Genomic DNA, 17,672 nt, shown 5'->3' with positions numbered 1-17,672 from the left:
CATAAGCATGAGCTCAAACAGAAGAGATTTTATAAAAAAAGCATCTGTAGGTGCTCTTGGTGTAACACTAACAGGAGGGAGTATAACAAGCGCCTCAGCAAAAAGTTACTCGCGAATTATAGGTTCTAATGATAGAATCCATGTTGCTGTTCAAGGGTTAGGAAGACGATTAGGAGGTTTTGTTGAAGCAATTTCTGACAAAAAGAATAATATTGAACTCATGTATTTATGTGATGTTATGAAAAGTCAACGAGAAAAAGCGGCCAACTCTTTTTCAAAATTGATTGATCATACTCCAAAATTAGAAAATGATGTTAGGGTTATTTTAGATGACAAAAAAGTAGATGCGATTTTTATGGCAACACCAGATCACTGGCATGCACCTGGTGCGTGTATGGCTATGCAGGCTAATAAGCATGTCTATCTGGAAAAACCCTGTAGCCATAATCCAAGGGAAGGAGAGCTACTTGTTGCATATCAAAAAAAATATAATAAATTGATACAAATGGGGAATCAGCAACGGTCCTCCTTAGAATCAACTGAAATTATTAAAGACATTCATAATGGCATTATTGGAGATGTCTATAAAGCCATTGCATTTTATACGAATTCCAGAGGCAAAGTCCCTGTTCCTGTAAAAGCAGCTCCTCCTGAAGGGTTAGATTGGGACCTTTTTCAAGGTCCTGCTCCTAGAAAAGCATATATGCACGATACCTGGAACTATAACTGGCATTGGTATGGATGGGATTATGGAACAGCAGAAACCGGTAATAATGCCACTCACGAATTAGATATTGCCCGTTGGGCTTTAGATGTTGAATATCCTGAACACGTAGATGTGCACTCAGGTAAATTTCAACATAAAAATGATGGATGGGAGATGTACGATACGATGCTTGCTACATTTAGGTTTACTAATAATAAAACCATTCAGTGGGACGGGCAAAGTAGAAATGGATATGACAAATATGGCGCAAATAGAGGCACTTTAATTTACGGTTCTAAAGGCATGGTATTTATAAATAGAATGGGTTATAAATTATATGACCTTAAAGGTAAAGTTATTCGACACCGCACTTTAAAAGGGAATGAAGATGGTGTAGCGCTTGGCGGTGGCGGAAGCCTTTCTACAAGACATGCTGTTAATTTTTTCCAAACTATAAGAGGAAAAGATTCATTAACTTCACCAATAGAACAAGGCGTTATTAGTCAAATGTTGACACATTATGCCAACATTAGTTCCAGAATTAATAAACCTTTTGAGGTAGATGAAACTACGGGTAGAATTTACGACCGCGACGCCATGAAATTATGGTCAAGAACATATGAACCCGGTTGGGAAATAAAGCCTGTATAAATTCACCCTACCATAGCCATAGCAATATTAAACGTTGTCATTAATGAAAAGACGAGAGTTCATCACAAAAAGCGGTATCGCTTCAGCAGGAATTATTGCTGGAACTGCTACCTTAGGAGCTATTACAAAAAAATTCGGAGCTAATAATACTATTAATATAGGGGTTATTGGTACAGGAGACAGAGGTAGTGGACTTACCTCTGTAATAAATAAAATTGAAGGCATCCATGTTTCTGCTGTCTGCGATATAATACCTTTTCGATTAGAACAAGGTATTTCCAGAGCCTCAAACAAAGTTGAGGCTTATAAAAGTTATAAAAACCTATTAGCCAATAAAGATATCGATGCTGTATTAATAGCAACGCCATTTAGTACACATTCAGCAATCGCTCTTGATGCTTTAGATGCTGGTAAACATATCTATTGCGAAAAAACTATGGCAAAAGGATTAACTGGTATCGACAACCTTGTAAATAAAGTTTCAAATTCAAAAACAATTTTTCAAACAGGTCATCAATATCATAGCTCTAGACTCTACAAGCATATAGTAGATCTACTAAAAAATGGCGAGATAGGACAAATAGTTTCTTTTGAATGCCAATGGAATAGAAATGGTAACTGGAGAAGACCTGTACCAAATCCTTCTTTAGAGCGTGCCATAAATTGGCGGATGTATAGAGAATATTCTGGGGGGTTAGTTGCAGAACTTTGCTCTCATCAAATTGATTTCATAAACTGGGTTCTAGGCGAAAACCCTAAAAAGATCATGGGTGCTGGTGGTATTGATTATTGGAAAGATGGTAGAGAAACTTTTGATAATATTCACTTATTATTTGAGTATCCTAGTGGTGTAAAAGCAAAATTCACTTGTTTAACTAGTAATGCTTTGGGTAATTATCAGATAAAAATACATGGCGATAAGGGCACTATTCTATTAGGTGATACCGAAGCCTGGATCTATTACGAAAAAGGATATAAAAAAGAAATAGCAGACGTTGACGGGGTTTCTGGCGCTACTAGGAATAGTCATCAGCAAGGGAAAGGATATCCAATTGAAGTATCCCACTTAAATCCAAGTAAACAAGCTCTAATAGATTTTAGAGATGCTATTTTGGAAAACAAACAACCCATCTCGAATGTGTTTACAGGTGCAAACACCGCTAAAGCTGTTCAGCTATCTTTAGATGCTATGCATAATGAGGATATTAGGTATTGGAAGTAATATTTTGTCATTCCTGCGAAGGCACACTACTGTCCGGAATAAATTTATTCAAAAATAGCATATTGATATTTAACTTTATTTTGTTGTTGTTTTCTAATTCTATTTTGATAGTCCATTGTGTTTTTGACAGGCACAAACATTAAAGAACAGAGCTTTTCAACAAATAAATAAAGAGGTTCTTTAGCTGATTTCATTTTCTTCAAGATCAATGCCAAAGTATAGGTAATGATGGCTGTATAGATCTGTATTTTCACTGCATTTTCAGATGTGCCTATAAACCGTTTTATCTTTAAATTTTGCTTTATCCATTTGAAAAACAATTCAATATCCCATCTTTTCTTGTATAGATCGGCTATCTGCTCTGCAGGTTTTTCTAAATCATTAGTTGCTATTATCAATGGGGTATCTTTATCTTCTCTTTTAACGGTAATTCTTCTTAACGGTTCCCTATACTCATTCTTTTTTCCTTTGCGTGGCGTTTTATTTTTAAACAAAACGATCTCATCTGCCATTATTCTACTTTCCTGTTTTGAATCTACAGGAAAGGTATCTACCACTTTGAGTGACGCATTTTTTTTAAATCGGGTTATAAAAATGCTATTGTGCCGATGTATTTTATACCACCAGTTGTAATCGGTGTAGCCTTTATCAAAAACGTAAACAGCATTGGGTTCTATTTTTAGCTCTTGACCTTTATTGATATCATTAATATCACTGTTGGTAATACTTAATTGGGATAATGTTTTGGTCAATGGGCTATATAACAAATGAATTTTAAGCCCTTTGGTCCGGTGATTCATTTCATCAACCCATTTATGGCGGTGGTTGCTCAATGGTATTGGTGAGGAATCCAATAGATATAAAAGCGCTTTTAAATCTTTAGTACTATCATGATGGACCTGTGATATAAGATAATTGGCCAATTCTTCAAAAACTCTTGAGTCCCTTTTTTGATTGGCCTCTCCCAAGGTAGACCTCTTTATCCTTTTTACCCCTAAATGATAATGTTTGTTAGAAAATGAGTTAAAAGTGGTCTCTAGTTCCCGTAAACTATTGGCCTTGCTTAATTGGGCATAGATCATAGCCACCAGATGATCCCATGTCTTAAATCCTTTTGAATATTTATCCGTTTTATTACGCTCTACTATGCTCCTGAATTTTTGCTTTGGCAATAATGATAACAGCTCTCCGAAATATGTTTGAGAATACATGAAAATTAAGTCTTTTGGTTTAACTAATCTTAATAAGATCAGTGAAAATAATACAAATAAAACAATATAATATATTATTCCGGACAGTAGTGCGTTGCCACGGGAATGACAAATTCAACGGAAACCCCGAGGCAAAGCCTCAGGGAATTCTTTTCGATTAAACATTTAAAATAAGAAGGTTTTATTAGTACACAAAAAATCAGATTAGCTTTTCCCTTTTCTAAAAGATATGAATTTCGAATATTTCGACTTCATTTATAACAAATTCAATCACAAATAGTTACAACCCATAACATTTAAAATCATTTAAGCATAATCTTAAATTTAAATCTTTTTTTGACTAGAACCTTCAATAAAGTAATTGGTAAACGAATTAAATAGCTATTCATCTAAGAAATTTTCAAAAAATAAGGTTCAGGATTACATTTATCACCCAACTAATTTTAATCTCTCTAATCCCTCTAAAGATGAAAACTAAATTATGTTTTTTCATTTTCCTTGTTTCAAATATTTTACTTAGTCAAGGACCTTCCAATTTAATAGCATCAAATGATTTTTCTTTTAACAATTCACGTTTATCATCAAACTCCATTGATGCTAACGGATTTGAGTTTGAACTTTTAGATGCCGGTGTTAACACTAAATATTCCGAAATTGGTTCTGGTTTTTTTAGAAACAAACTTATCATGGTATCTTCTAAAAAACTTGGTGGTATAGCAAAAATAGACCCTAATACCAATGAAGCATATAAAGATTTATTTTGCTTAAATATTGATAAAAATGGGGCATTAAGCCTACCGCTTTTGTTTTCTAGAATACTAAACACAAGAGATAGCGAAGATCAATTAACATTCTCTCCAGATCAAAAAACAGTATACTATACTAGAAGTTCTAAAGAAAATTCTATGGAGTATAAACTATATAAAGCTGTTTTAGAGGAAGACTCACATGGCAATTGGATTAATGAAGAACTGTTGAGCATTAACAAAGCAAATGTTTCAATAGAAAACCCTTTTATGAGCCCTAAAGGAGATAAATTATACTTCTCATCAAATATGCCGGAATCTATTGGTGGTTACGATCTATATGTTTCAAATATAAATGCGGATGGCACTTTAAGTACTCCTGAAAATTTAGGAGGCTCTATTAATACACCTTCAGATGAAAAATATCCATCTCTTTCTATAGATTCTAAATATTTATACTTCTCTTCAAAAGGACATAACAATATGGGCGGTTATGATCTTTTTACGAGTAAAATTTTAAGTAACGGCTATAAAGCTCCTAGAAATATGGGTAATACCATTAATTCGAAGTATGATGAGGTTGCTTATTTCCTAGCTGCAAAAAACAAGGGGTATGTGTCTTCAAATAGACCAAATGGAAAAGGTGGTTTTGACATATATACGGCAACTAATGATGAAATAATTCAAACCATAAAGGGCAAAGTATTAGACTTAGAAACCAAGATAAAACTTCCTAATGCCTTAGTTATTTTAAAAGATGAAGAAGGTCATGAAATTTCAAGGCAACTAACTAAAGCTAATGCCACTTATAACTTTAATGTGACTCCTTTTGAATCATATAGCATTACAACACAAAAGGACGGGTTTAAAGATGGTGATTTTAAATTTGAAGCTACGAGAGGTTACAATACGTCTTACACTAGAGATTTAGAGTTACTCACTACTGAACCTGTAATAGCAAAAGTTGAAAACGAGATGAGAATTGTTTTGGAAAACATCTATTTCGATTTTAATAAATGGGGCGTTAAAGAAGAATCTTTTATTTCTTTAAACAAAGTTGTTAAAGTGCTAAAGGAACATCCTAAAATGAAATTAGTTATTAATGCGCACACCGATAACAAAGGTAGGGATTCTTATAACTTAAGCCTATCTAAAAAGCGTGCCGCATCTGCAGTAACTTATTTAATAAATAATGGTATTAGTAAAAACAGATTACAATCTAAAGGTTATGGTGAAACCAAACCAAAAATTGATTGTAAAAATAGTTGTACCAAAGAAAACCTACAGGCTAATAGACGTGTGGAGTTTGTAATTTTAGAATAACGAAGGCGAAGGCTTTCTCAATGCGCTTTTAATCCCGATTAAATACAACAGCTAAAGTTTTTAAACGAGTATTTCGTCTAATCATCTAAAAGGCAAAAAAAACCTTTGTGCATGATCTAATTAAGTATACTTTTAAAAAGTTTTTAGAAACACTGTGAAAATTTATCCATAATGTCTTTTATTAATTAACATCCATAAAAATAAAAAACCACGCTATATAGCGTGGTTTTTTTATAGTGCTGTTTTTACTTTATTTTTATGAAACCGCCTTTAGTTTCTTTAAAGTTGTTTTCGTTAATTTATCTTCGGCATATACCTTAGTTACGTTTAATTTCTTCTCATTACTACTAGGTAATTCAAACATCGCATCTGTTAATATCTCTTCACAAAGAGAACGTAATCCTCTTGCTCCTAATTTGTACTCAATAGCTTTATTCACAATAAAATCTAAAGCGCCGTCTGTTATAGCGAAGTCAATTTCGTCCATAGCAAACAATTTCTTGTATTGTTTGATTATGGCATTCTTAGGCTCTGTTAAAATCGCTCTTAAAGTTTTAGCATCTAGCGGATCCATATAGGTAAGTACTGGCAAACGACCAATAATCTCTGGAATTAATCCAAAATCTTTTAAGTCTTTTGGAATAATATATTGCAGTAAATGATCTTGATCCACAACCTCATCAGACATAGATGCACTGTAACCTACAGCTTGCATATTCAAGCGTTTAGATATAACACGTTCAATACCATCAAAAGCACCGCCTGCAATGAATAAAATATTTTCAGTGTTTACTTCTATAAATTTTTGATCTGGATGCTTACGTCCACCTTTTGGTGGTACATTAACAACAGTACCTTCTAGAAGTTTTAACAAGGCTTGTTGTACACCTTCTCCAGAAACATCGCGTGTAATAGAAGGATTATCACTTTTACGAGCAATTTTATCAATCTCGTCAATAAAAACAATACCTTTTTCTGCTTTTTCTAAATTATAATCTGCAGCTTGTAATAAGCGTGTTAAAATACTCTCGACATCTTCTCCAACATAACCTGCCTCTGTTAAAACAGTCGCATCAACAATAGCTAACGGTACGTTTAACATTCTGGCAATTGTTTTTGCCATTAGGGTTTTTCCTGTACCCGTTTGCCCTACCATGATAATATTACTCTTCTGAATTTCTATATCATCCTTAGTAGGTGGTTGTAATAAACGCTTATAATGGTTATACACAGCCACAGACATTACTTTTTTAGTCATGCCTTGCCCAATGATATACTCATCAAGAAATTCCTTAATTTGTTGGGGTTTACGGAGTTTTAACTCAGCAGATAAATCACTACTATCACTTTGCTTAGATTCTTCGATCACAATACCATGCGCTTGCTCTATACATCTATCACATATATGAGCATCTAAGCCTGCTATTAACAAATTCGTTTCTGGTTTTTTTCTACCGCAAAACGAACATTCTAATTCTTCTTTTGCCATTAATCTATATCTGTTTTTTTGTGTAAATCACTATAAATCCCTCAATAACAATTAACTAAAATTACAAATTTTTTATTTAATTACGAGATAAAATCTCATCAATCATACCATATTCCTTGGCTTTATCGGCTTTCATCCAATAATCTCGATCACTATCTTCATATACTTTGTCGTAATCTTGTCCTGAATGCTTACTGATAATTTTATAAAGTTCTTCTTTTAATATCAGGATCTCTCTAGCGGTTATTTCAATGTCACTAGCCTGACCTTGCGCACCTCCCAATGGCTGGTGTATCATAACTCTTGAGTGTGTTAACCCACTACGTTTTCCTTTCTCACCAGCACATAACAATACAGCCCCCATAGATGCCGCCATACCTGTACAAATAGTAGCTACATCTGGTTTTATAAACTGCATGGTATCATAAATTCCTAAACCTGCATAAACACTTCCTCCTGGGGAATTAATATAAATTTGAATATCTTTTGAAGCATCAACACTTTCTAAAAACAGCAATTGTGCTTGTATAATATTTGCTACCTGATCGTTAATGGCCGTCCCCATAAAAATAATGCGGTCCATCATTAAACGAGAAAACACATCAAAAATAGCGATGTTCATTTGTCGTTCCTCAATAATATTAGGTGTTAAGTTAGTTGGATACATACTACTCATAATTTTATTGTAATATGTACTACTAATTCCTTGATCCTTTATCGCGAATTTTTCAAATTCTTTTGCGTAATCCATAATTTTTTTAATATTTAATTCGATTAATTGCCTGATTTACATTTAAATGGCAAAAAATCTTTTCTAAAAAATTCTTTTTTTTGAATAAAAAACGCTTAAATCTATAGATTTAAGCGCTTAAATATAAGGAATTATTCTTTACTTATTTGTCGCCGTAAACTTCTTTAACAAACTTTTCGTAACTTAATTCTTTAACCTTAATATTAGCTTTTTCTTTGTAAACTGCTAATAATTTTTGGCTAATTAATTGCTCTGAAATTCTGCGTGCTTCATCTTGATTTGATAATACTCGCGCAGCGATATCATCTAATTCTTTATCTGAAGGATTCATTTGACCAAATTGAGCCATTTGCCCCTTAATCATTTCTCTTGCATGATTCTTGATGTCATCCATAGTTACTTGAACATCATGATCAGCAATAAGTTTTCCTTCAATTAATTGGTAGCGTAAACTCTTTTCTGATTTTTCGTACTCTTCCCTTGCCTGTACTTCATCCATTTCCTTTTCTCCAGCGGTTTGCATCCACTTTGTTAAAAACTCGGCAGGTAAATCGAACTTAGTATTTTCAACTAAATATTCTGTAACATCATTTAAAAGCTTCTGATCTGCTTGCTGCACAAATTGCTTTTCAGCATCTTCCTTTATCTTCGCTTTTAATTCGGTAACAGTGGTCACAGTATCTTTTCCAAAAAGTTTGTCAAACAACTCTTGATCTAAATCTGCTAACTCACGTTCATTAATCTCTGTAATTGTGAAATTCACTTCAATATCTAAACCATGTACTTCATCATGTTCTAATTTTAAAGCATGCATTAATTCATGCTCATCGTCATAAAGACCTTTAGTTTTTAGTGTAATAACATCATTTACTTTAGCACCTATAAATTGTTTTTCAGTTGCTTTTCCTTTAAATTTATCTAAAGTTAAAGTAACCGTATTTTCAATTTCTTTTTCTTCATTTTTATAAACTCCAGTAATTTCACTGTCTTTCACAACAACATCTTGAGAAACTAATTTTCCGTATTGTTTTTGAATACGTTCAATTTGCTCATCTATCATTTTATCATCAGCAACAATATTATATTGTGTAATTGCTTTTTTCCCTTTTAATTTAACTTCAAAATCTGGCGCTAAACCTAATTCAAATTCAAAAGAAAATTCATCAGCATCCCAGTTAATATCGTCTTGTGGTTTTGGTAATGGCTGACCTAATACATCTAACTTTTCTTCAGTAAGGTATTTGTTTAAAGCATCTTGCAATAGCTTATTAACCTCATCTACCAAAACAGCTTTTCCGTATTGTTTTTTAACCATCCCCATTGGCACATGCCCTTTTCTAAAACCAGGAATATTTGCTGTTTTACGATAGTCTGTTAATATTTTTTCAACTTTATCGCTATAGTCTTCTTTAGCGATATCTACTTTCACAACAGCATTTAATGCATCAACGTTTTCTCTTGTAATATTCATTTTAAATTATATAAAGCCTCATATCAGGCATTTAACAATAAAGTCTTCTTTTGAAAAACTAAAATTTATGTAACCAAAATTGGGATGCAAAAATATAACATTTTTACATCCCAGCAAAGTTTTTAACCGCTTGATTCAAAGCTATTTTTTATCGTCTTTTAAAAGTGAATGAAGTATGGATTGCAAAACAGAAAGTAGTATACTAAACAATACAGCAATCCAAATACTATTTACAGAAAAACCACCTATTAATTTATCCGCTAATAAAATAATTAACGCATTAATTATTAATAAAAATAGACCTAATGTGACTATGGTTATTGGTAAGGTTAGAATCACCAAAACAGGTTTGACAAACAGGTTTAACACCGACAACACAACAGCTACGATAATGGCTGTTATATAACCATCGACATGTACCCCATTTAAAAAATGTGCTATTACAAATACAGCTATAGCGTTTAAGAGAAGTTTTGTTATGAGTTTCATCTGCTTAAATTTATTTATTATACTTATCAGACGTCATTCCCATAGTAAATGTTTCAATATCAGTTGAGATTTTTTTAATGATGCTTCTCATTGCTTTTTATAATCCAACTAAATGTACAAAAAAATCACCCAATAAACTGCACAACGGCTTCAAAAAAGTCTTTAGGGTTTTCGGCATGCAACCAGTGCCCCGAATTAGAAATAGTAGCAATTTTAACTTTGGTAAAATGATTCGAAATAATCCTTTCATCCTCTACACCAATATATTCCGATCTGTCTCCACGTAAAAACAAAGTCTCTTTTTCAAATTTAGCATGACTTGGTAATGCTTCGCCTACCTCCCCAACTTCTTCTTTTAAAACGTCCAGATTTACTCGTAGTCCTAATTTGCCTTTTTCAACCCAATATAGATTTTTTAGTAAAAATTGACGTGCTCCAAAATCAGACACATAATCACTTAACAATTTATCTGCCTCTCCTCGACTCTTAATAGTATCAAAGTCTAATGCAGCCAACCCTTCTAAAATGGCATCGTGATGAACTGGATAAAAACGTGGAGAAATATCTGCCACAATTAGCTTCGAAACTATTTCTGGATACTGTGTCGCAAATAGCATAGCTGTTTTACCTCCCATAGAATGTCCCAATAATATAATATCTGTAAGATTATGAGAATCACAATATTGTTTTAAATCTTCAGCAAGTACTTCATAATTAAAATTATTATCCCAAAAACTACGTCCGTGATTACGTTGGTCTACTAAATGAACTTGAAAACCCTGTTCGCTAAATTGACGACCAAGTGTTTTCCAATTATCACTCATTCCCAAAAAACCATGAAGGATAACAAATGGCTGTCCTTCTCCTATTATATTTGAATGTAATACCATAAACCCTTAACCCCTACAAAAGAGGGAAATTATTGCGTGATTACTCACTTGTTTTTAAATATTTTATTTAACTCCGTATGTTACAACAAAGTTTTTTCCTTTTTTTGAGAAAGATTAAGCCTTTAATTTGTGTAAATACATTTGAATAACATTGTCTACACCTAAATATAAGCTCTCGGCTATTAAAGCATGTCCAATAGAGACTTCTAACAATCCTGGAATATTCTTTTTAAAGAATTCAATATTCTCTAAAGATAAATCGTGCCCTGCATTTATGCCTAGTTCCAAATTATTAGCCAATTCTGCACTTTTAACATAGGGCGTTACAGCATCTTTATTACTCAAGCTATATTGATGCGCAAAAGCTTCAGTATATAATTCAATTCTATCTGTTCCTGTAGCTTTTGCACCTTCAATTTGCTCTAAAACAGGATCTACAAAAATAGAGGTTCTTATTCCGTTTTGTTGAAACTCTTTAATAATATCAACTAAAAAATCTTTATGCTTTATGGTATCCCAACCAGCATTACTGGTAATAGCATCAACAGCATCCGGTACTAATGTAACCTGTGTTGGTTTTACATTTAATACTAATTCTACAAAAGAACTCACAGGATTTCCTTCAATATTATACTCGGTATATACTTCAGGTTTTAAATCGCGAGCATCCTGATAACGGATATGACGCTCATCTGGCCTTGGGTGTATTGTTACCCCTTCTGCTCCAAAACGCTGCACATCTTTTGCAAATTGAACTACATTTGGTACATCACCTCCTCTGGAATTCCTTAATGTAGCAATCTTGTTAATATTTACACTTAACTTGGTCATCTATAAATTTTAAAAAGCAAAAATACAAAGTAGAACAGGCTTATATGCTATTTTTTTAATTAATTTGCATACTCATAAAGCTGAACAATGAAACTTTCAGAATATATTATAAATGATATAAAACCATTAAATAGCAATAGTAAAATAAGTGAGTTACAATTGCTATTTAATCAGTTAACTTATTCTCATATCCCCATCAAAGATGAAAATGGTGCTTTTCTGGGCACTTTTTTTGAAACTGATGCACATTGTTTTGAAAGTGACAAACCTATTAGTGAGTACCTTTATTCCATTGAAGATTTTTTTGTAAGAAACCATACGCTTTGGTTAGATGTATTGGAAGCTTTTGCACAAAATTCGGCTAACATTATGCCTGTCTTAGACGAAAAAAACAACTATTTAGGGTATTATGAACTTAATGACATTATTAGTCTCTTTAACGAATCTCCTTTCTTTTTTGAAGCTGGTGGTGTTTTAGTCGTTGAAAAAGGAATTAATGATTATTCATTTAGCGAAATAAGTCAAATCGTAGAATCTAATGGTGGTAAACTTTTAGGTGCATTTGTTTCTAAAATAAAAAATGACGTTGTTCAGGTTACCTTAAAGATAGGTAGCACCGGACTTAACGAAATCATTCAAACCTTTCGTAGATATAGTTATAATATAGTATCTGGTCATGAAGAAGACAGTTATATAGAAAGCCTTAAAGACCGATCGGACTATTTGAATAAATACTTAAATATGTAAATAATGAACCATCCATAACTATTTAATTAGTTTATAACGAAACTCATTATATGGATGCACCATGTGACCACCAAAAAACAATAAATATAAACGCATGAAAGTTGCTATTTTTGGACGATTCTACAATAAAACGACTACAGCTTCAGTAGAAACGTTATTTAATTACTTATTAAAAAAAGACATTGATGCTTATATTGAAACAGAGTTTTTTAATATTATTCTTAATGAATCTCCCAATATAAAAGACTTTGCTTCATTTAAAACATTTGACACTTTAGATACTTCTTTTGATTTCCTGGTAAGTGTTGGTGGTGATGGTACCATATTAAGAGCTATTACTTTTATAAAAGATATTGATATCCCTGTGATTGGCATTAATACAGGGCGTTTAGGTTTTTTAGCAACTATACAAGTAGATGCTATTGAGCAGGCTATTCAAAATATTATTGACGGGCATTATAAAATATCAGAACGTAGTTTACTCTCTATAGAAACTACCCCTGAAAACAAAAATATAACATCGTTAAATTTTGCACTAAACGAAATAGCAGTAAGTAGAAAAAATACAACATCTATGATTACTGTCGAAACGCATTTAGATGGCGAGTATCTTACATCTTACTGGAGTGATGGTTTAATAATCTCAACTCCAACAGGTTCTACAGGCTATTCATTAAGCTGTGGCGGGCCAGTAATTACGCCAAGTACCAATAGTTTTGTGATAACTCCCATAGCACCACACAACCTGAGTGCACGCCCTTTAATAATTCCAGATTCAACAGAAATACAGCTTAAAGTTGACGGACGAGAAGAAAATCATTTAGTGTCTTTAGACTCTAGGATTGCAACCCTAGATAATGGTACTATAATCAAAATAAAAAAAGCAGACTTCAAAATTAAAATGATTGATCTTTTAGACGAAAGTTTTTTAGATACGCTTAGAAAAAAGCTTCTTTGGGGAGAAGACAAGCGTAATTAAACAATAATTCTTAAGAAATGCAGTTTTACACTAATACAATTTAGCTCAAATTATTTTAGGCTAATCTTATTTATTATATTTGCAAACTTTTGAATATTTATGAGGCATTTAACAGTATTGATTTTAAGTATTTTAAGCATTCATTTTAGTTACTCTCAAATTAACGAAATAGGTGTTTTTGCAGGAGGAAGTAATTTTATTGGAGATGTAGGTTCTACCTATTACATTTCGCCAAATCAATTAGCTATTGGTGGTATCTATAAATGGAATAGAAGTAAGCGACACTCTTATAGAGCTTCTGTGATTTTTAGTAAATTAGAAGGTATTGACACAAAATCGGATGACCCAAGGCGTATTCAAAGAGGTTATGAATTTTCGAGCAAGATTATAGAAATTTCATTAGGAATAGAATTTACATTTTTAGATTTCGATTTACATTCTGGAGATAAAGTAGCTACACCATACTTATATACAGGCATAAGCACAGCCAAGCATGACAATCATTATTTTTTAAACGGTGTACAAACTCAAGAAAACACCTCAAGTTGGGCATTTGGTATTCCTATGGTAGTTGGCTTTAAAGCCTCTTTTATAGATAATATTATTTTAGGCATAGAAGTTGGTGCTCGTTATACATTTTCTGATGGCCTTGACGGAAGTGTTCCTGACGCCCCATCTAGACAACAACAATACAAATTTGGCAATATAAATAACAACGATTGGTATATGTTTTCAGGATTAACTTTAACATATACATTTGGCGAAAATCCTTGTTATTGCCCAGGCAATTAAAATGAATTTAAAAGAAAGCATACAAAACAACAAACTACCAAAACACATTGCCATTATCATGGATGGTAATGGTCGTTGGGCAAAACAAAAAGGAATGATACGTGCTTTTGGTCATGAAAATGGCACAAAATCTGTACGACGCACTGTTGAAGCTTGTGCAGAACTTGGCGTAAAAAACCTGACGCTTTATGCTTTTTCTACTGAAAACTGGAACAGACCAAAATTAGAAGTACAAACATTAATGAAGCTTTTGGTGTCTTCTTTAAAAAAAGAAATAACAACACTTCAAGATAATAATATTAGACTTTCTGCTGTAGGAAATTTAAACACACTTCCTAAAAAAGTTCATAAAGAACTTCATGATGTAATTGACAGCACAAAACAAAACGAAAGAATGACTTTAACCCTGGCATTAAGCTATGGTTCTAGGGAAGAAATACAAAACACTGTTAAAGAAATTAGTATTAAAGTTAAAAATAATATAATTTCGCCCGAAAATATAGATGAATCAATTATAAATGAGCATCTTTACACGCATGATTTGCCAGATGTAGATTTACTAATTAGGACAAGTGGGGAGCAACGTATAAGTAACTTTTTACTTTGGCAAATAGCATATGCAGAGTTATATTTTACAAATGTACTGTGGCCAGATTTCACAAAGCAGCATTTGTATGAAGCTATTATTGAATATCAAAAAAGAGAACGAAGATTTGGGAAAACAAGTGAACAGCTTAGCTAACATTTCATTTTTAGAAGCACATATAAAGCACGTTATAGCCATACTATTTTTTACAAGTAGCTTTAATATTCAAGGGCAAGAAGTAACATATAGCGACGGCAACAAATATACTTTAGGAGGCATTACTGTTTCTGGAAACAGTTCGTTTAGCGAACAAACCATAGTTACTTATTCCGGTTTAAGGAAAGGAAAAGAAATAACAATTCCTGGTCAAGACATTAGTACCGCTATCAAAAAACTTTGGAACTCAAAATTATTCAGTGATATTGAAGTTTATGTTACCAAAATAGAAGGGAACGCCGCTTTTTTAGAGATAAGACTATCTGATTTACCTCAACTTAATGAGATAAAAATAAATGGTGTAAAAAGATCTAAAAAAGAAAAAATAATTGAAGAAAATAAATTAAGAAAAGGTACTAAAGTAACTGAAAACTTAATAACTACTACTAAAAACTTTTTAGCTACCAAGTACAAAAAAGAAGGTTATTTAAACTCTAAAATACATATTAACACTATAGATGTAAAAGACTCTATTAAAGTAGCTCGTGTTAATATGGTGCTTAATATTGATAAAGGCGAGAAAGTTAAAATAAAAGACATCGTCTTTAATGGCAATGAAGTTTTAAGCGATAAAAAGCTTAGAAAAAGCATGAAAAGCACTAAAAAAATAAATCGTTTAAGAATTTTTAAACGTTCTAAATTTATCGATTCTGCATATCAAGCAGATTTATCAAGTGTTATAGAAAAGTACAAGGAAAATGGTTATAGAGATGCTCGAATCCTATCTGATAGTTTAATAATTAATAACGATAAAACCATTTCGCTTAAAATAGATATCAACGAAGGGGAATTATACACTTTTGGAGACATCACCTTTATTGGTAACACAGTATACAGTAATGAATATTTATCTAGACTACTCCGTATAAAGAAAGGAGACACATATAATGGTGTTTTATTACAAGAGCGAATTGCTGATAACTCCAGTCCAGATGCTCGCGATATAACCAATGAATATCAAAACCATGGTTATTTATTTTCTACTATTAATCCTGTTGAGGTAAGTGCTGATAATAATGTTATTGACATGGAAATAAGAATAGTCGAAGGGAAACCAGCTTATTTCAATAGTGTCTCTGTTGTAGGTAATGATAAAACAAATGACCATGTTATTTATCGAGAAATTCGAACTCGTCCAGGACAATTATATAGTAAAGCCAATGTTGTTCGTACGGTTAGAGAACTTGGTCAACTAGGCTTTTTTGATGCTCAGGAAATCACACCTAACTTTAATAATCCCAACCCAAACGAAGGAACTATAGACATGGAATATTCTGTTAAAGAAACCGGTTCCAGTCAAATCGAATTACAAGGTGGTTATGGAGGCGGTGGCTTTATAGGAACACTTGGATTATCTTTTAATAACTTTTCAATAAAAGATCTCTTTAAAAAAGATGCCTACAAACCAATCCCTATGGGTGATGGCCAAAAATTAGCATTACGTTTACAAGCGAGTCGTTTTTATCAAACCTATAGTTTTTCGTTTTCCGAGCCATGGTTAGGAGGTAAAAGGCCTGTTCAATTTTCAGCATCGTTATCGCATACTAAGCAGTTTTTATTTAATCCGCAAACTAGAAACGCAGATAAAAGTAGAAGTTTTAATATTACAGGAATTACGTTTGGTTTAGCGAAACGTTTATCTGTTCCAGATGATTATTTCACCTTATCCCAAGCTATTAGTTATCAACGTTACGATTTAAATAATTATAACACTGGTTTATTTACTTTTGGAGATGGTTATTCAAACAATTTATCATACACTATTGGCATAAGTAGAAATAATACTAGTGTAGACCCTATATTCCCAACGGCGGGTTCAAAATTTAGTGCTACCGCTAAATTCTCAATACCTTACTCTTTATTTAACGGGGTCGATTATGAAGCTCTTGAGCAAGAACGTGAAACTAATGATGCAATAAGAAGAGACATAAATAGTAGCACAATAGATATAACGAATGCCCAAAATAGAATTGCGGAAATTGATCAAGAACGTTATAAATGGTTAGAATTTTATAAAGTAAGCTTTAAAGGCGATTGGTATACTCAAATCGTAAAAAATTTAGTATTAAAACCAAGCGTTGAATTTGGCTTTCTAGGCGCTTACAATAACGCTAGAGGTGTTATTCCTTTTGAGCGTTTCTTTCTTGGAGGTAACGGATTAGGAAACTACAGTTTAGATGGTAGAGAAACTATACAACTACGTGGTTATCCAGATCAATCATTGGCTCCTTTAGACCCAGATACTGGAAGAACTTCAAATGATGGAGCAACTATCTACAATAAATTTTCTTTAGAGCTTCGTTATCCTGTAACATTAAAAGCTTCTGCAAAAATCTATGCTTTAGGTTTTTTAGAAGGCGGGGCGTCTCATAATAGTTTTAGAGATTTTAACCCTTTTAACATTAATAGATCTGCGGGTGTAGGGGTTCGTATTTTCATGCCTGCGTTTGGATTATTAGGAATTGATTTTGGACATGGATTTGACGCTCTTCCAGGACAAACTACTAAACATGGATGGGAAACTCACTTCATAATTGGACAGCAATTTTAAGTATAAAATTTATTTTGGCAC

The 17,672-nt window shown here is 32.7% G+C and carries 15 protein-coding genes; 8 read left to right on the top strand and 7 right to left on the bottom strand.

Features of this window, described 5'->3' with window-relative positions:
* Positions 1–7: 7 nt before the first annotated feature.
* Together Q4Q34_RS09915 and Q4Q34_RS09910 are read left to right on the top strand one after the other, a co-directional pair.
* On the top strand, positions 8–1,357 hold the full coding sequence (locus Q4Q34_RS09915) for a Gfo/Idh/MocA family protein (RefSeq protein ID WP_303319221.1): 1,350 nt from the start codon (positions 8–10) through the stop codon (positions 1,355–1,357).
* 43 nt (positions 1,358–1,400) lie between these two features.
* A complete protein-coding gene (locus Q4Q34_RS09910; RefSeq protein ID WP_303319222.1) occupies positions 1,401–2,579 on the top strand; it encodes a Gfo/Idh/MocA family protein in 1,179 nt (392 codons plus the stop codon).
* A gap of 44 nt (positions 2,580–2,623) precedes the next feature.
* On the opposite strand, the gene Q4Q34_RS09905 is transcribed toward Q4Q34_RS09910, so the two are convergent.
* A complete protein-coding gene (locus tag Q4Q34_RS09905; protein ID WP_330444532.1) occupies positions 2,624–3,790 on the bottom strand; it encodes an IS4 family transposase in 1,167 nt (388 codons plus the stop codon).
* A gap of 467 nt (positions 3,791–4,257) precedes the next feature.
* Between Q4Q34_RS09905 and Q4Q34_RS09900 the strand changes: the two genes are divergently transcribed.
* Positions 4,258–5,859, top strand: a complete 1,602-nt coding sequence (locus Q4Q34_RS09900; protein WP_303318618.1) for an OmpA family protein — start codon at positions 4,258–4,260, stop codon at positions 5,857–5,859.
* A 256-nt stretch (positions 5,860–6,115) separates the two neighbouring features.
* Here Q4Q34_RS09900 and clpX read toward each other — a convergent pair whose 3' ends face one another.
* From clpX to Q4Q34_RS09870, 6 genes are all read right to left on the bottom strand, one after another.
* The gene (gene clpX, locus Q4Q34_RS09895) at positions 6,116–7,348 is read right to left on the bottom strand and encodes an ATP-dependent Clp protease ATP-binding subunit ClpX (protein WP_303318619.1); all 1,233 of its coding nucleotides are present in this window, start codon (positions 7,346–7,348) and stop codon (positions 6,116–6,118) included.
* Positions 7,349–7,424: 76 nt separating this feature from the next.
* Entirely contained in the window at positions 7,425–8,099 is a 675-nt protein-coding gene (clpP, locus tag Q4Q34_RS09890) for an ATP-dependent Clp endopeptidase proteolytic subunit ClpP (RefSeq protein WP_303318620.1), read from the bottom strand.
* 142 nt (positions 8,100–8,241) lie between these two features.
* Entirely contained in the window at positions 8,242–9,570 is a 1,329-nt protein-coding gene (gene tig / locus Q4Q34_RS09885; protein WP_303318621.1) for a trigger factor, read from the bottom strand.
* 141 nt (positions 9,571–9,711) lie between these two features.
* Positions 9,712–10,059: a phage holin family protein gene (locus tag Q4Q34_RS09880; protein ID WP_303318622.1), complete on the bottom strand. Its 348-nt coding sequence runs from the start codon at positions 10,057–10,059 to the stop codon at positions 9,712–9,714.
* A gap of 125 nt (positions 10,060–10,184) precedes the next feature.
* Complete coding sequence (locus Q4Q34_RS09875; RefSeq protein ID WP_303318623.1) at positions 10,185–10,949, bottom strand: alpha/beta fold hydrolase; 765 nt, start codon at positions 10,947–10,949, stop codon at positions 10,185–10,187.
* A 114-nt stretch (positions 10,950–11,063) separates the two neighbouring features.
* A complete protein-coding gene (locus Q4Q34_RS09870) occupies positions 11,064–11,780 on the bottom strand; it encodes a pyridoxine 5'-phosphate synthase (RefSeq protein ID WP_303318624.1) in 717 nt (238 codons plus the stop codon).
* Between the two features lie 87 nt (positions 11,781–11,867).
* Here Q4Q34_RS09870 and Q4Q34_RS09865 point away from each other — a divergent pair, with 87 nt between their 5' ends.
* From Q4Q34_RS09865 to Q4Q34_RS09845, 5 genes are all read left to right on the top strand, one after another.
* Entirely contained in the window at positions 11,868–12,527 is a 660-nt protein-coding gene (locus Q4Q34_RS09865; RefSeq protein WP_303318625.1) for a CBS domain-containing protein, read from the top strand.
* A gap of 94 nt (positions 12,528–12,621) precedes the next feature.
* Positions 12,622–13,506: an NAD kinase gene (locus tag Q4Q34_RS09860; protein WP_303318626.1), complete on the top strand. Its 885-nt coding sequence runs from the start codon at positions 12,622–12,624 to the stop codon at positions 13,504–13,506.
* A gap of 99 nt (positions 13,507–13,605) precedes the next feature.
* Positions 13,606–14,298, top strand: a complete 693-nt coding sequence (porG, locus tag Q4Q34_RS09855; RefSeq protein WP_303318627.1) for a type IX secretion system protein PorG — start codon at positions 13,606–13,608, stop codon at positions 14,296–14,298.
* 1 nt (position 14,299) lies between these two features.
* Positions 14,300–15,040 carry an isoprenyl transferase gene (locus tag Q4Q34_RS09850; protein WP_303318762.1) on the top strand — a complete coding sequence of 247 codons (741 nt, stop codon included), beginning with the start codon at positions 14,300–14,302 and terminating at the stop codon, positions 15,038–15,040.
* Positions 14,973–17,651, top strand: a complete 2,679-nt coding sequence (locus tag Q4Q34_RS09845; protein WP_303318628.1) for a BamA/OMP85 family outer membrane protein — start codon at positions 14,973–14,975, stop codon at positions 17,649–17,651. The genes Q4Q34_RS09850 and Q4Q34_RS09845 overlap by 68 nt, the downstream gene beginning before the upstream one ends.
* Positions 17,652–17,672 lie beyond the last annotated feature (21 nt).

Source organism: Flavivirga abyssicola, from assembly GCF_030540775.2.
GTDB classification, from domain to species: domain Bacteria; phylum Bacteroidota; class Bacteroidia; order Flavobacteriales; family Flavobacteriaceae; genus Flavivirga; species Flavivirga abyssicola.
The sequence above is the reverse complement of the archived record's forward strand: the minus strand, read 5'-3'. Positions and strand labels throughout refer to the sequence as shown.

What these genes read in the sequence shown, in the direction of transcription:
- Q4Q34_RS09905 (WP_330444532.1), bottom strand. Translation starts at nt 3,790, where the DNA reads ATGTATTCTCAAACATATTTCGGAGAGCTGTTATCATTATTGCCAAAG.
- tig (WP_303318621.1), bottom strand. Translation starts at nt 9,570, where the DNA reads ATGAATATTACAAGAGAAAACGTTGATGCATTAAATGCTGTTGTGAAA.
- Q4Q34_RS09915 (WP_303319221.1), top strand. Translation starts at nt 8, where the DNA reads ATGAGCTCAAACAGAAGAGATTTTATAAAAAAAGCATCTGTAGGTGCT.
- clpX (WP_303318619.1), bottom strand. Translation starts at nt 7,348, where the DNA reads ATGGCAAAAGAAGAATTAGAATGTTCGTTTTGCGGTAGAAAAAAACCA.
- Q4Q34_RS09845 (WP_303318628.1), top strand. Translation starts at nt 14,973, where the DNA reads ATGAAGCTATTATTGAATATCAAAAAAGAGAACGAAGATTTGGGAAAA.
- porG (WP_303318627.1), top strand. Translation starts at nt 13,606, where the DNA reads ATGAGGCATTTAACAGTATTGATTTTAAGTATTTTAAGCATTCATTTT.
- Q4Q34_RS09865 (WP_303318625.1), top strand. Translation starts at nt 11,868, where the DNA reads ATGAAACTTTCAGAATATATTATAAATGATATAAAACCATTAAATAGC.
- Q4Q34_RS09860 (WP_303318626.1), top strand. Translation starts at nt 12,622, where the DNA reads ATGAAAGTTGCTATTTTTGGACGATTCTACAATAAAACGACTACAGCT.
- Q4Q34_RS09875 (WP_303318623.1), bottom strand. Translation starts at nt 10,949, where the DNA reads ATGGTATTACATTCAAATATAATAGGAGAAGGACAGCCATTTGTTATC.
- clpP (WP_303318620.1), bottom strand. Translation starts at nt 8,099, where the DNA reads ATGGATTACGCAAAAGAATTTGAAAAATTCGCGATAAAGGATCAAGGA.
- Q4Q34_RS09880 (WP_303318622.1), bottom strand. Translation starts at nt 10,059, where the DNA reads ATGAAACTCATAACAAAACTTCTCTTAAACGCTATAGCTGTATTTGTA.
- Q4Q34_RS09910 (WP_303319222.1), top strand. Translation starts at nt 1,401, where the DNA reads ATGAAAAGACGAGAGTTCATCACAAAAAGCGGTATCGCTTCAGCAGGA.
- Q4Q34_RS09870 (WP_303318624.1), bottom strand. Translation starts at nt 11,780, where the DNA reads ATGACCAAGTTAAGTGTAAATATTAACAAGATTGCTACATTAAGGAAT.
- Q4Q34_RS09900 (WP_303318618.1), top strand. Translation starts at nt 4,258, where the DNA reads ATGAAAACTAAATTATGTTTTTTCATTTTCCTTGTTTCAAATATTTTA.
- Q4Q34_RS09850 (WP_303318762.1), top strand. Translation starts at nt 14,300, where the DNA reads ATGAATTTAAAAGAAAGCATACAAAACAACAAACTACCAAAACACATT.